General features: G+C 31.9%; 15 protein-coding genes. 4 read left to right on the top strand and 11 right to left on the bottom strand.

Features of this window, described 5'->3' with window-relative positions; genetic code table 11:
* Positions 1-14 precede the first annotated feature (14 nt).
* The 3 genes from GXK57_RS00690 to ltaE all read right to left on the bottom strand — a co-directional run bounded on the left by GXK57_RS00690 (position 15) and on the right by ltaE (position 3,454).
* Positions 15-1,184 carry an amidase domain-containing protein gene (locus GXK57_RS00690; RefSeq protein WP_160669936.1) on the bottom strand — a complete coding sequence of 390 codons (1,170 nt, stop codon included), beginning with the start codon at positions 1,182-1,184 and terminating at the stop codon, positions 15-17.
* A gap of 34 nt (positions 1,185-1,218) precedes the next feature.
* The gene (locus GXK57_RS00685; protein WP_243156348.1) at positions 1,219-2,067 is read right to left on the bottom strand and encodes a M15 family metallopeptidase; all 849 of its coding nucleotides are present in this window, start codon (positions 2,065-2,067) and stop codon (positions 1,219-1,221) included.
* Between the two features lie 355 nt (positions 2,068-2,422).
* Positions 2,423-3,454: a low-specificity L-threonine aldolase gene (gene ltaE, locus GXK57_RS00680; RefSeq protein ID WP_160669930.1), complete on the bottom strand. Its 1,032-nt coding sequence runs from the start codon at positions 3,452-3,454 to the stop codon at positions 2,423-2,425.
* A 428-nt stretch (positions 3,455-3,882) separates the two neighbouring features.
* On the opposite strand from ltaE, the gene GXK57_RS00675 reads away from it, so the two are divergent.
* A complete protein-coding gene (locus GXK57_RS00675) occupies positions 3,883-4,143 on the top strand; it encodes a thioredoxin family protein (protein WP_160669927.1) in 261 nt (86 codons plus the stop codon).
* 176 nt (positions 4,144-4,319) lie between these two features.
* Here GXK57_RS00675 and GXK57_RS00670 read toward each other — a convergent pair whose 3' ends face one another.
* From GXK57_RS00670 to GXK57_RS00650, 5 genes are all read right to left on the bottom strand, one after another.
* Complete coding sequence (locus GXK57_RS00670) at positions 4,320-5,411, bottom strand: ABC transporter permease (protein ID WP_160669924.1); 1,092 nt, start codon at positions 5,409-5,411, stop codon at positions 4,320-4,322.
* A 2-nt stretch (positions 5,412-5,413) separates the two neighbouring features.
* Complete coding sequence (locus GXK57_RS00665) at positions 5,414-6,550, bottom strand: ABC transporter permease (RefSeq protein WP_160669921.1); 1,137 nt, start codon at positions 6,548-6,550, stop codon at positions 5,414-5,416.
* A 1-nt stretch (position 6,551) separates the two neighbouring features.
* A complete protein-coding gene (locus GXK57_RS00660; protein WP_160669918.1) occupies positions 6,552-7,496 on the bottom strand; it encodes an ABC transporter ATP-binding protein in 945 nt (314 codons plus the stop codon).
* A gap of 287 nt (positions 7,497-7,783) precedes the next feature.
* The gene (locus GXK57_RS00655) at positions 7,784-8,440 is read right to left on the bottom strand and encodes a response regulator transcription factor (RefSeq protein ID WP_160669915.1); all 657 of its coding nucleotides are present in this window, start codon (positions 8,438-8,440) and stop codon (positions 7,784-7,786) included.
* 20 nt (positions 8,441-8,460) lie between these two features.
* Positions 8,461-9,624, bottom strand: a complete 1,164-nt coding sequence (locus GXK57_RS00650) for a sensor histidine kinase (protein WP_160669912.1) — start codon at positions 9,622-9,624, stop codon at positions 8,461-8,463.
* Positions 9,625-9,886: 262 nt separating this feature from the next.
* On the opposite strand from GXK57_RS00650, the gene GXK57_RS00645 reads away from it, so the two are divergent.
* Entirely contained in the window at positions 9,887-10,309 is a 423-nt protein-coding gene (locus GXK57_RS00645) for a Fur family transcriptional regulator (protein WP_160670576.1), read from the top strand.
* A 384-nt stretch (positions 10,310-10,693) separates the two neighbouring features.
* Positions 10,694-11,170, top strand: a complete 477-nt coding sequence (locus GXK57_RS00640) for a Dps family protein (protein WP_160669909.1) — start codon at positions 10,694-10,696, stop codon at positions 11,168-11,170.
* Between the two features lie 398 nt (positions 11,171-11,568).
* Here GXK57_RS00640 and GXK57_RS00635 read toward each other — a convergent pair whose 3' ends face one another.
* Both GXK57_RS00635 and GXK57_RS00630 read right to left on the bottom strand, forming a co-directional pair.
* On the bottom strand, positions 11,569-11,790 hold the full coding sequence (locus tag GXK57_RS00635) for a hypothetical protein (protein WP_160669906.1): 222 nt from the start codon (positions 11,788-11,790) through the stop codon (positions 11,569-11,571).
* 326 nt (positions 11,791-12,116) lie between these two features.
* Positions 12,117-12,674, bottom strand: coding sequence for a rubrerythrin family protein (locus tag GXK57_RS00630; RefSeq protein WP_128210988.1), 558 nt, complete (start codon positions 12,672-12,674; stop codon positions 12,117-12,119).
* 302 nt (positions 12,675-12,976) lie between these two features.
* Between GXK57_RS00630 and GXK57_RS00625 the strand changes: the two genes are divergently transcribed.
* Positions 12,977-13,573 carry a superoxide dismutase gene (locus tag GXK57_RS00625; RefSeq protein ID WP_160669903.1) on the top strand — a complete coding sequence of 199 codons (597 nt, stop codon included), beginning with the start codon at positions 12,977-12,979 and terminating at the stop codon, positions 13,571-13,573.
* Positions 13,574-13,853: 280 nt separating this feature from the next.
* On the opposite strand, the gene GXK57_RS00620 is transcribed toward GXK57_RS00625, so the two are convergent.
* Entirely contained in the window at positions 13,854-14,744 is an 891-nt protein-coding gene (locus tag GXK57_RS00620) for an MBL fold metallo-hydrolase (RefSeq protein WP_160669900.1), read from the bottom strand.
* Positions 14,745-14,871 lie beyond the last annotated feature (127 nt).

The following is a 14,871-nucleotide window of genomic DNA, read 5'->3' as shown; positions in this document are numbered from 1 at the left end:
GCTACATGATTGGCCTAGTAGTGAACTCTTACTAGCCAATACTTTATTTTCTTATCACTCCAGCCAAGATCCCAAGGAACATTATTTCTGTCACTATTATGGCAGGTTACCAAGGCATATCCCCTTGAGTCAGCTCCAGTTACCACTGATATATGATTTATGTCTCCCTTTTTTTCATAAGCTACAAAGTCTCCTGGTAGCAGCTTATAAGATGCCTTATATACTTTTTCATAGCTTCCATAAGCTATAACTGAAGCTCTTCCACTACCAACCATATAATTTTTAAAACCATCGGCATTAAGCCAAGCTCTTGTAGCTCCGCTGTTATCATATCCCCAAGCAGAATTCTTTTTAAACTTGCCACCCTCATGTAGTATTTGAGATGCAAAATTAGCACAATCTCCACCTTCGGGATTATAATCTCTATACTTTTTATTATATTTAAAACCGTGTACTTCCTCACTAGCAGCTCCGCAATAGGTTAATGCATAATCTATTGCTCCTTTTCTTCTTTCATTAAGAGTAGAAAAGTCTCTGGCCTGCTGAGAAAGTATATGAGTTTTTATTGAATCAACCTTAAGTTTTTCTAAGTCTAAAGAATCTCCAAAAGGATCCTTATACCACTCTTTATTTATAATCCACTTCTCTCCTACCTTTACTACATTCATGATATGGTAAGTACCAATTCTAGAGCTGTTTACTACCTCTGGTTCATTCTCATAGCTGTACTTATATTCAGTAGAACAAATGAAATTTATAGACAGTTTTTTTTCATCCCCTCGTACTCTTTTTACAACTACCTTAGGGACTATTTCTATAAATTTAACCCCTTGCTTCTCCTGCCAGTTATGGAGATATTGATCTTTCTTTTGCTCATACTCATAAGCCCAGGTACCATACTGAGTTTTCATATCATATAACTCTTTGACTAAGTTCATATTACCATCTATTATAGCCTTGTTTCTATTATTAAATATGTCTTGAACTATTGTAGTAGCCTCTTCTTTAGTTATTTTCTTAGCAGGTTCAACAACAGGAGGTTCTACACTTTTAATAGGCTCACTTACAGAGGGCTCGCCTTTTACTACTTTATCATTGAAGGAAAAAATAACACTTATTATTGTAATAAATGCAACAACTGTTTTTATTGCAGATTGTATTTTATGAGTTTCTTTAGTTAGCATCGCAAAACCACCTTTTAAATAAATTTTCAATGATTTATAGCGCTTTTTCGATAATATCTATGTAGTTCTTAATATTCTCATCACTTGAAGGTACTGGACTCCACCACTGTTCTCCTTTTTGTAACTGCTTTCCGAAGTATCTAGCTTTCATTATTATCTCCGGCCTATATTCATAGTGAAGTACATCAAAGTGTCTCCACTTACCTCCCCAGACAAAGTTATTCTCCTCAAATATCTTAGGAATTTCTTTTGTATATCCCTTAATTCTCTTATCTCCTTGCTCCAAAGATGCCCACTGCCAGTAATCTCTAGAATCTCTATTAAGATCTATAGCCAATCCAAAGGCATGAGGACTTAATCTTCCTGTACCAGCTATAATCCTATAATTGTAAGTCCCATTAAAAGGATATATATCCGATGCTGCTTTTCCATTTACCTTGGCCAATTGATTAAGGTTCTTTATAACTATGTTCAGATTGTCTGCGGCATTGTTCTGACAGTTAAATCTCATTCCTCCAGCAACGGACTTTAGATTCTTTTCTATCTGCGCCTGACCATATCCGTAAACCTCATGTAATAATTCGTAAACTCTCATTCTTCCAGGATCAAACTTATCAGCTACCAATCCATCTATAGATTCCAAAGGATAAATCTGTTCCAGCATATCTTGCAAGTCAGGTGAGGCAAGCTTTTGTTCAAAGCTCTTCGGCCTTTTATCATCATAGATTATCTTTTTTCCTGACTTCATTACAATATAGACATTATCATTGCTTCTCTCTACACCAGTTATATAGGTTGGATACGCCATCATTAATATTAATAAATCCTGTTTCATAGTCTTAATATAATTATCTTGCTCCTTAGCTTGCACATTATACGGCATTAATAAGCAAATTATAAGTACTGCCGACAATAGCTTGTTTCTCATAGTCATCATCTTCCTTACTAAGATTTATTTGATGCTTTAAGTATTTTAAAATAGCTTTATTATAAAAAAATCTCCATATAACAAAAAGTCTTAATGTTAGGTTTTCTAACATTAAGACTTTCATTTATATATTTTCCACATACTTAATTCCTATGTGTAGATATATTTACCACAAAATTTTATTTTAGTATAAGGCTATGTTTAATTATATTGTTGATATTAAGTGGTCATGAAGGAGATGCTATATGAGCGAGCTATTAGCTCAATCTCATCTAAGCATCGAATTACTGGTAATTTAATTTCACAGAGCCTATTTTAGAAAGCTCTTCATAGTGGAAACTACATAATCTACATCCTCTTTTGTAACCCAGTAGTGAGTAACAAATCTTAGCTTGCCGCCTTCTTGTCCATTTATTTTTATGTTGTTATCAGCAAAATGCTTAACTACTTCATCTGATAATTTGGTTATGTTATCAAGAGTAAAGAAAACCATATTTATATCTAAGGTTTCTCTATCAACCTTTATTCCTTCTAGTTTTTCCAACTCTTCAGCTAAATATAATGCATTTTCATGATCTTCACTTAATCTTTTAGTCATGTCCTTAAGAGCAATCATACCAGCAGCTGCTAAGAATCCAGCTTGTCTTAGTCCTCCGCCCATAAGCTTTCTCTTTTTTCTTGCTTTATCTATAAATTCTTTGCTACCTGCTAGTATAGAACCTACAGGAGCACAAAGGCCTTTTGATAAGCAGAACATTACAGAATCACAGTATTCAGTTATTTCCTTAGCTTCTACCTTTAAAAATGCCGCCGCATTGAAAAGTCTAGCTCCATCAAGATGAACCTTAAGATTGTTTTCTCTAGCCACTGAGTATATAGCTTTCATATAATCTAAGTCTACTACTGATCCGTTGGAGTAAGCATTTTCCACACAAATTAATGAAGTCTCAGGAAAGTGAATATCCTCGGTTCTTATAGTAGCAGCTATCTTGTCTAGATTCATCTTTCCTTTTTCTGTTGGAAGCGCTCTTAACTGTACTCCAGCAATAACAGCTGCTGCTCCAACCTCATGAGCAACTATATGACAATCTTCTCCTAGTATAACCTCTTCACCTCTTCTGCAATGAGTGAAAAGAGAAAGCTGATTGCCAAAAGTTCCACTTGGAACAAAAAGTGCAGCTTCCTTTCCTACAAGTTCTGCTGCATATGCCTCAAGCTCATTCATTGTAGGATCATCTCCATAAACGTCATCGCCTACCATAGCCTTAAACATTGCCTCTCTCATCGCCTCTGTTGGCTGTGTTACAGTATCACTTCTTAAGTCTATAAATCCTTCTATCATATAATTTATCTCCCAAATTTTTTTTATATTTTTGGTTATACTTATAGATGTACCACTTATTATTAAAACTTACATGTTCAAAACCCTTTAAAAAGGAGAGTTTTGAAACATATTTTAGCTTTAAGTAGTCTATCTTTATTAGTGCAATTAGAGTTTATCGGTATAAAATACCTTTCTCAAATAAAGCTTTCTATATTCCTAAGAATATTTATTTTGCTATGCTTCAATCAAAACTATTAAATATAATATGCTAAGTTTTTAACCTAATATATAAATCACATATTAGATAAAACAGGGTGCTTTTCTAGTGTAAGACCATAAAGTCCTACATATTTAATAATAACATAGTATTGTATTGATAAAAACTCTAACCTAGAGGTATAATATAGAAAAGTTAGTAACTTAATAAAGTAAAGAGGTGATATTATATGAAACCAGTATTATTCTTTATGATGAAATCTTGCCCATACTGCAAACAGGCAATAAACTGGATGAACGAGCTTAAGGAAGAAAATCCAGCATATTCAGATATAGAAATTAAGACTATAGACGAAAACCTAGAGCCAGAAGTGGCTGAGCAATACGACTATTACTACGTACCAACTTACTATATCAACGGTGAAAAGATACATGAAGGCGTTGCTACAAAGGAAAAGATAAAGCAAGTGCTTGATACTGCATTGCTATAATACATAAGAAATCGCTAGTGACAGTTTCACTAGCGATTTCTTATTAATATATATTCCGATGTAATTTTAAAGCTTTCTTTAAAGTAATGTGATCAATAGCCCTTTTTATATTTGATCTGTCACCTTATTCATGACCTTATGCATGTATATATTAACAATAAAATTAGCTACATATTCTAGGCATTTGCTATGCTCTTTGTTTTAAAGGTTCCAGCTGTAAATAACACTAGTGCAAAAAGTACTACTATCAATGCATATTGTGGCTTTTGGTTATTTATAGATTGTATTGCCCAGTATTGAGGGGTAAATTTTGAAAATACAGTTATTGACTTAGGTAATAATTCATAAGGCATGAAACTTCCACCTAAAAAGCATGTAATCGCTGAAATAGCTTGTAAGGTCACATTAATATAGCTTTCATTCTTTACTAATCTGGATACCAGTATTCCTAAGCTTAAGGAAACTAAAGCTAGACATGATAAATTCAATATTGCTACAGGTGCCTTTAGAAGCATACTCGGAGAACTTATCAAAGCACTTAATGTATAAATTACACTATAGGATACTACTGATATTAAAAATAATGAAATTAATATGGCACCTAAAATAACTTTTGGTTTATTTCCTGTAGTAAAACTTCTAGTTATTATATTTTGCTCACCTAGGTGAAACAACTCCATAGATATCCCAATAGAACTATAAAGTACAAAGCTTATGATTAAATTGAGGGTTATTGACTCACCAATACTGAAGTTACTTTTATCTTTGCTAACTACTGAAATCTTAGTATCTTCATAGCTTAAGTCCTTTAAGCTTATTTCTTTATTGTTATTCTTAAATTCACTTCTTAACACCATATGATTTATAACCGTATTTGCATTTAACTGAAAGTTTCCTAAATCCTTGTTACTTTCAAGTTTATAAGCAGCTATCTGAGGTTTTTCCCCTTTAGCAAGCTTTTCTGAAAAGTCCTCAGGTATCTCATAAAAAACACCTATATTCTTTCTCTTTAATCTCTCTTCAGCTTTAGCTTTATCATAAACTTCTATTTTAGTATTAGTTTTTATCTCTTTTATAAATTCACTTCCATTACTTCCTCTATCGCTATTTACTACTATAAAATCATTATCTGTATTACCTATTATCTTATTAAATATAACTCCAAAACCTAAAACTATAAAACATGGAATTACAAAAGTTGCTATAATTGTACTCTTGCTTCTAATCATTCTTTTAAGATTACTCTTAAGCAATATTAAAAATCTCATATCTATTCCTCCCACACTATATTTACTTTAGCAATACTTATAACTAAGAATATAACTGCTACTAAAAGCATTATCATAAGCTGATTTAAGAAACCATTACTTCCTTGTAGTATAGCTAAATTCTTATAGGAATTAAGTATCAAGGAATTAGGTGCGAAATTTGAAATCATCTTTAATGCACTTGATCCTGTCATGTCAATGCTGTAAAATACCCCACCAATCATTAGAGGTAATGCATTAAGCACTCCAATTATTGCATTACTAACCTTCTCACTTTTTACAAAGGCTATTATGAGACCTATTACCGAAGCTTGAAGCAAGCTTTGAAGTATAACTGTAACTAATACCCATGATATAGAAGTGGTAAAAGCTATACCTAAGATTCTATTTACCAAAACATAAGCTAGGTTTATAAAGAATACTATTAGAAAGGATGAGCTTAAATATCCTGCCAAGTAATTAATTTTGCTGTTAGGAGTAGAAAAGCTTCTTTTTAATATGCCAACTCTCTTTTCCTTGTAAAACATCTTTACTAAGGTGAGCATTATTATTATTGATGAAAAACTAAACATTGATATAGTAAAATACTCTCTTGCTCCTAATGACTTGTAGCCTTCTATTATCTTCTCTTTTATTGAAGGTACGGCTTGTATCTCTTGAAGCTTTACTACTAACTTTTCTTTTAACTGTTTGTTTTCTTCTGCATTTAGACTTACTTTATCAATGTCTTTGTATAATACCTTGTATTGATTTATGCTATCACTGAAGGTTTTCATAAAACCTTGCACCATATCTGTAACACTATCAGAACCAGATAACTTCTCTATTTCTATATTATTAAAAGAATTATCAATCACTACACTGCATTTGAAATCATCCTTTGCATCACTATTTATAAAGCTCTTAACCTCTTTAGAGCTTAACATTGACTCTAGCGTCTTCCCTTCAAAAGAAGTTTTATCATATTTAAATTCAACTTTTATAGGATCAAATTTGCTCTTCCCCTCAAAGGAATCCTGCTGCATAACTCCATATATATAGGCAGCTACCATTGGACAAATTATAAATAAAATAAATACTAGCTTACTTTTCCTAATAAAAGAAATTAAGTTTTTTCTTATCTCTGTAAAAATATTCATTTTACTTCTCCTCATCCCTAAGATTTTTACCTGTAAGTGTCAAGAACACTTCTTCTAAGGTAGGTTCTTCTATACCAATATTCTTTACTGCCACTTTATACTTAGATATTACATCCAGTATTGAATTTATAGTAATACCTTCATTGCAGATTACCTTTATCTCATCGTTTATAACTTCTGTTCCTCTTATATTGGAAAGCTTCTTTATTTCATAAGCAAGTTCTTCTAGCTTTCCTTGAGCCTTTATCTTAATCACCTTATCACTGGTTACCATTCTCTTAAGCTCTTCTTTATTACCATAAGCCACTTCTTTTCCTAAATCTAGTATGAGTATATTGTCACATAAGAGCTCAACCTCTTCCATATAGTGAGATGTATATATTATGGAAGTAGCGTATTCCTTATTCATCTTCTTTACAACTTCAAATATATGATTTCTTGACTGTGGATCTACCCCTACAGTAGGTTCATCCATTATCAACACTTCTGGATGGTGCATCATAGCAGCAGCTATATTAAGTCTTCTCTTCATTCCACCGGAGTACTTCTTTACAGGATTTTTCAAGTGATCCTTAAGAGCTGATATCTCTATTGCTTCATCGATTCTTTCTTTAAGAAGCTTTCCTCTTAGACCATATAAACCTCCCCAGTACTCTAAGTTTTCCTTTGCATTTAGGCTTTCAAACAATGCTATCTCCTGTGGTACTAAACCTATTCTTTCCTTTGTCTTAATAGGCTCTTTAGTAATATCATTGCTACCTATTAAAACTTGCCCTTTATCAAGCTTCAAAAGCCCAACCATTAAATTTATCAAAGTAGATTTTCCTGCTCCGTTTGGTCCAAGTAATCCAAAAACTTCACCTTTCTTGATGTTAAAGGAAACATTATCTAAAACTAACTTATCATTAAATCTCTTTGTAATATTATTTACCTCTACTATATTCATTCTAAAATCCTCCTATATTAAACCGCTAAGTTTTATTTTATAAACTTGCTTTGTTGATTTCTTATCTATGAGTTAATTATACAAGGATATCTATTTATTACCTATTAGCCTAGGTCATCATCTTAAATGACTTAAGTCATTTATAATAATGCTAAACATATATACTGACTTCAAATTAATAAAAGAAAACAAAAAAGATCAGCATTTCCTGATCTTTTAACATATAAGCCTAACTAATTTATTTGTAACCCTTCAATTATCTATTGTTATTGACTACTTTAGTCTATCTACTTAACTAGATTATTCTTAAATGCAAATATGGCAATCTGCGTTCTATCTCTCAATGCTAACTTTGATAATATTGTAGTTATATTATTCTTTATAGTTCCTTCAGTAAGAAACATTTTTTCTCCTATTTCTTTATTAGTCAAACCGTCGGCTATCTCCTGAATTATAATAATTTCTCGTTCAGTAAGGCCTGTTTCCTGTTGCAGCTTTTCCTTTGCTATAGCCTCGCCACCACTACTTTCCTTAACTACAAGCTTAGGTATTATATCTGGATGAACAACTATGTTACCACCAAAAGCTGCTTTAATCCCTCCATAAATCAGATCATAAGAGCTATCCTTTAGCAAATATCCAGAAGCGCCATTCTTAAGAGCGTCCTCTATATATTCACTATCCTTGAAGGTAGTCAATATCAAAACCTTAATATCGCTATTATGTTCCTTTATAAGCTTAGTACCTAGAACCCCATCACAGTTCTCCATTCTTATATCCATAAGAACTACATCAACCTTATTTTCCTTGCAAAACTCATAAGCTTTCTGTCCATCTTCACAAAGTGCCAATACTTCAATATCTTCATAGGTTGAAAGTATTATTTTAAGACCTTCTCTTATGAGCTTTTCGTCATCTACAATAATTATCTTTATCTTATCCACCCTAATACCTCCAGAAAAATCTATACTTCATCTAAACTCAATTTACCTTTATCCATAGTCACTGCAACCTCAAAGCCTTTACCTTCCTCTGTAAAGAATTCCAGGTTTCCTCCCCAGACAGAAATTCTTTCTTTTATGCTAGAAAGCCCTACTCCTGGTACTACACTGCCACAGCCTTTTCCATTGTCCTTCAAATGAAGCCTAAGATGATTATCTAAAAAGTTCAAGAATATCCTCACCTCAGTAGCCTTACCATGTCTAACTGAGTTAGATAAAAACTCTTGTACTATTCTATATATAACCATGGTTTGATCTGAATTCAATCTCCAAACCTTATCCGAAACTCTAAATTGAACTTTTACATCAGTAAGCTTTTCAAAGTTCTTGATCATTTCTGAGATGGCTATTACACCTTCATATTCCTCTAACTCTCTAGGCTTCATAGCCCTTACCGCTGCTCTTACCCTCTCCATACTCTCCTTAGAAAATTCCCCTAAGTTTTTAGCCATGAGAGCTGCGCTGTTTCCATCCTTCTCTGCTACTTTTTCTATAGCTCCTAACTGAATTATTATTGTAGAAAGAGCATGGCCTACATTGTCATGGATCTCCCTTGATACTCTGCTTCTTTCTCTTAAAAGAGTTATTTCCTCTACTGTATTTGCATAAGATTCTAGCTCCTTATTTGCTTTTTTAAGTTCTTCATCCTTCTCTCTTAATTGATCATATAGATCCTGTGCTTCTATTTTTCTAAACTGTTCAATTTTTACCTTGTCTAGTATTATAAGCAATGGTACTGCAACCACAATCCAGCCCATGAATCTATTTAAATCCACGCTATACATTAAAGCAGCAATTATAGCCCCATAACACATCCAAAAAATCTTAGGGAAGTTATATATTATATCAAGCAGGGTTAATACAAAGATAAACTCACCAAAGAACCCTGCTAGACTATACAGATTGTAGGCTAATATAGTCTCTAAAATTAGAGATGGAAGCATAATAAACCATTTCCTAGGCAATATAAAGTATCGAAGCTGATTGTTTGCTATAAATAGAAGAAACAATACTATATAAAAAGAATTTATCTTATCTCCACTGTATGAAAAAGCTATCATAAACACAAATATATATATGTATCTTAAAAATATTATAGAGCTTTCTTGCTCAAATCTAGTAACCATAGTACCTCCAATAAAGTTTAGTATTAAGCAAGGTTAAGAATACCCTGTTGAAATTATGCGATAACTCATCACCTATCTCTGAAACTTAATATATTTAAAGTAATAGTCTATATTTTCAAAAAAATGTATTACCTTTATATAATATAACTTAAAACGTATATTAACCAGCAGATTCCATTAACATTTTCAAAAATTTTTGCTATTATTAAATTAAGTATAAATTTGTATTAATTACACATTAATATAGGAGGTGATTAATTTGATGAAAATAATTAATATCGAAGCTTATTTGAGAGAACATGGCATAAGTCCTTCCTATCAAAGAAAAAGAATTTTTGAATATTTAAATGAAAGACAAAACCATCCAAATGTGAACCAGATATATGAAGAGTTAGTAAAGGACATACCAACTCTTTCTAAGACTACTGTTTATAACACTTTAAATATGTTTGTTGAAAAGAAAATTGTTGAGGCTATAACTATAGAAGGAACAGAAATAAGATACGACTTATTCAATCCTGCCTCCCATGGGCATTTCAAGTGTGAGAGCTGCGGAACTGTTTATGATGTGGATATAGCTATTGAACCTTCTCATATTAAAAATTTAGATGGGTTTATAATTAAAGAGCAATCACTTCATTTTAAAGGAATATGTAGAAATTGTTTATCTAAACAAGCTGATTAAAGACTAGATCGATGCGATCTGGTCTTATTTTTTTATAGACTCTGAGTATGCTTTTTTTACCAGGCCTTATTAAGTTAACCTATTGAATTTAAGCCTTCAATCATCCAATGCTTAAGTTTAATGTCCCTACTCTGGATTAATTATGAAAAGTGACCATCTAACGCCCTAAGGTTACCTCTTTATATCAACAAATAAATTACAATTGATAATTTTTATCATTTAGCATTGACAAGCAATCAGATAAGAGTTATTATAATATTGTACTAATTACAAATTAGTAATTAAAACAAAATTATCTTAATAGGTACAAATATTATAAATATCAAATGGTTATACTTATTATGATTTCATATTAATTAATAAATTAGCTAAGGAGGATTTTTTATGAGTAAAAATTATATTGGTTTAGAAAAAGAAGGTTTAGAAGGTGTTGTTAGAGAGTTAAATAAGTATCTTGGAAACTTAAATATAATCTATACTAAACTACACAACCTTCATTGGAATATAAAAGGTGCAGCTTTCTTTGAACTTCACACTAAGTTTGAAGAGTACTATGACACTGTAAACACAGATTTAGATGCTGTAGCAGAAAGAATATTAACTTTAGGTTATACTCCTGCTGCTTCATTGAAAGAATACTTGAGTTTATCTACCATTGCTGAAAGAGAAAGCAAGGATGCTACCCCTGAAGAGTCTGTAGAAGTTATAAGAAAAGACTTTTCATATTTATTAGAATCATCAAGGAATATACTAAAGCTTGCTGAAGCTGCTAATGATCAAGGTACTGTTGATCTTATGGCTGGTTTTATATCTAAGTATGAGAAGGACTTGTGGATGCTAAATGCTTTTACTACAAAGTAATGAAGAGATGCTACTTCAATTCAAAAGCTATTTTTAAAGCTCCTCCGGTTTCTGAGAGGAAAGTTTAAAAATATAAACCTTAATATGAAGTGGTATATCTATAGCTCACCTTTACTTGATCCCCCCTCCACATCTATTACTGAGTTTATTACAATTGAATTTGTATCAAAAAAGCACTATCAGCTTGATAGTGCTTTTTATGCAAAAACTTCATTAAGTAATTAGCTTTTCCTTTTTGATATCTTACAGTTCCAAGATATACAGGATATTTGCTTTATTTCATTAATTTTCTATCAATAGTACCTTGTAGTTTTTCTATAATGTATATATGACCAAGTACAATTCTTGCTACAACAGTACTATCCTCTACTTGATCCTTCGTAACAAAAGTCATCTCACTACTTTTCTTTTAATTTTTGTCTTGAGTAAAGGTAGATATTAAATAGAGTGCCTCCAATAATGAGGACCCCAGATATAATGTAAAATATATCATCTTTCTTTTTCCATGCAACTATAGAAAATATAGCCGCAAATATTATTACAATAATTGAAATGAAATTAATTATATTAATAAGCTTGTCATTTAAACTTACTTTGTTATTAGAACCTTTATTACTCATACCATCATCCTTTCACCAATACTAACAAAGTTAAAATCGAATATTATAAATAATTTACTTTATCTTACATTATGGTTATAGACAAAACAAGCTTTAATATATTTACTTGATAAATTTTGGCTCAATAAAAGCACTATCAGCTATTTGATAGTGCTTTTTATGCAGAAACTCCATTAAGTAATTATCTTCTTCAGTTGGAGTAATGCACTTACAAGATTATAACTAAAATTTTTAGTTTGTAGATATTATACATTAAGACTAAAATTTATAGTTTGGAGATATTTGAATTTATAAACGTAGAATATTACTAAGTTTACAAACCCTTGTTATTCAAATGCTTTAAATAATTCTCTGCTTACTCCACAAACTGGGCACTTTTCAACATTATCTCCGATCTCTGTGTATCCACATACTGGGCAAACGTACATAGTTGCTATTTCTAAATCCTTACCTTGCTTTGCAGTATCTTGAGCAAATTGGAAGATCTTCGCATGAACCTTTTCAGCCTCTAAAGCATAATGGAAGGATCTTTGAGCGTCTTTTTCTTCTTGATATCTTGCAGTTTCGAGATAAACAGGATACATTTGTTTTATTTCATGTAACTCTCCATCAATAGCACCTTGTAGGTTCTCTATAATGTTTGTGTGACCAAATACAGCCCCTGCTACAACAGTGCTATCCCCTACTTGGTCCTTCATAACATTGAAGTGGTTTGTTGCATGAACTCTTTCAGCATAAGCTACAGCTCTAAATAACTTTCCTATATTAGGATACCCATCTTTCTCTGCTGAGTCTCCCCATACAAGATATCTCATATGAGCCATACTTTCTCCACCATAAGCTGAACGTAAAAAATCTGCAGTCATTGCATTATTTACTGACAATACACACACATCCTCTCAAAATATAATTACATAGGTATAGTTATCTAACTTCAATTATTAATTTATGCATGCATGATGATTCTCAGAACCCAGGATCATCCTATCCCCGGAACCGAGATTTATCGAACATACATAAATTAAGTTTTTGTCAAGTATAACCATATATATTATTAGCTTCAATTTGAAATATATACCTAAATTCTTCTAATACAATTTATAATATCCAAATCTATAATTGTGCTTATAACATTCTAAATAGTGGGTAATATATAAAGGATAAAAATTTATTAAGAGGTGATATTATGCCATATACTTTACCTGATTTACCTTATGCTTATGATGCACTTGAACCACACTACGATCAAGAGACCGTAAGAATACATCATGATATGCATCATAAAGCTTATGTAGATGGACTAAACAATGCAGAAGCAAAACTAGCTGAAGCTAGGGAAAAAGGAGACTTCGGTCTTATAAAACATTGGGAGAGAGAGTATGCCTTCCACGGGGCAGGCCATATACTTCACACAATGTTCTGGCAAAACATGAGTCCAAATGGAGGCGGAGAACCAACTGGAAGTTTAGCAGATCAAATAAACAAAGACTTTGGAAGCTACGATGCCTTTAAGAAACAATTTAGTGCAGCTGCTGTAGCAGTAGAAGGTTCAGGCTGGACTGTACTATGCTGGAATAAGCTATTTAACAAGTTAGTTGTTCTTCAAGTAGAAAAACATCAAAACCTAACTCAATGGGAAGTGTGTCCACTTCTTATAGTAGACGTATGGGAACATGCTTACTACTTAAAATATCAAAACAAGAGAGCTGGCTTCGTTGAGGCATGGTGGAACATAGTAAACTGGGAAGATGTAAACAACAGATTCCAAGCAGCAATGAAATAAAGTTGAAAATATATTTAATATTTATGCATTATATTAAAATTAAGTGATTAGTAGTTGAATTAAATACATAAAAATCAAAGAGACTCCAGTTTGCCTATGCTGAGAGAGTCTCTTTGTTAATTTATTGCCATTTTCAACAGAAACCAATTTACAATAAAAAAGTTTGTACTGATCTTAACGGTAAAAAAATCACCAAGATTACCTCCTAGTGATTTCTATTATTCTTAAGTTATTTAATTTCAACTATTCCAACATAGTACTTTAACAGGTTGAAAACTCATTAACTGCTATAGTAATAAAGCCTTCCATTTTCCACAGAATGATTAAGCTTCCCCTTATTATATAAATAGGCTAAAAATGCAGACATAGAGGAATAGTTTATGTGGTATTGATTAAAATCTATATCTAAATCATTTAGTATGGTTATATTCTCCATAAGCTCTTCCTTAGTTAAAGGTTTCTCTAAAAGCTCTATTATCTGCTCGCAATAATTATTAATATTATCTATATTTTTATCAACTAATGCTTCTAAGTCTTCCTTTAATACTATATCTTCTGCATGGCTTATTACAAAATAATCTGCATCAATATTCATTATCTTCTCTAAGGAATCCAAAGTACTTCCTACGTCAAAGAGATATGGAAAAGAATATTTGTTTAGTATTGACTCACTATATATTGCATCTCCTAAAAAGCAAACTCTATCAGAGGTTAATAGTGCTATTCCTTGAGGAGAGTGTCCTTTTAATTCTATAACTTCAAACTTATCGTCATTTATCTTTGTATTTCCTTCTGCTAAAGTGTAGTCCACTATAAGATCCTTACAGTCAGAAGCAAGGTTCTTAGGAGTAGTTGAGGTGTATAACATGTTAGGTCTTAATTCCATATTCTCCATATAGAGCTTCTCTTTTTCTGAAGCGTACACTATACAGCCAGTATAATTATTCTTAAAATAAGTGTTGCCCCCGCAGTGGTCAGTGTGGCTGTGAGTATTAACTATATATTTTACATGAAGATTGTTCTCTTTAAGAACCTCTTCTATCTTTCTAGCAGCAGAATTATTTATTCCAGTATCTACAAGAAGACAATTCTTATTCTTGTAACTATAAACTCCTATATTAGTTGGAGCCTTTATATAGTAGGTATTTCCATTAATTTTTGTTAGCTCCATGCTATCATCAGTCCCTTCCTTGGTTATACATTTTATATATGCGGCACTTATCTCTAAAACGCAGCATAGGTTTGATAATACTTGCAGCCTCAAAAGCTTAAAGCAATGCAGTTCTTCAAGCTAATTG

It is taken from the genome of Clostridium sp. C8-1-8 (assembly GCF_009928445.1).
Taxonomy (GTDB): Bacteria; Bacillota; Clostridia; order Clostridiales; family Clostridiaceae; genus Clostridium_AR.
Note: the sequence above shows the minus strand (reverse complement) of the source record. Positions and strands in the feature narration are given on the sequence as shown.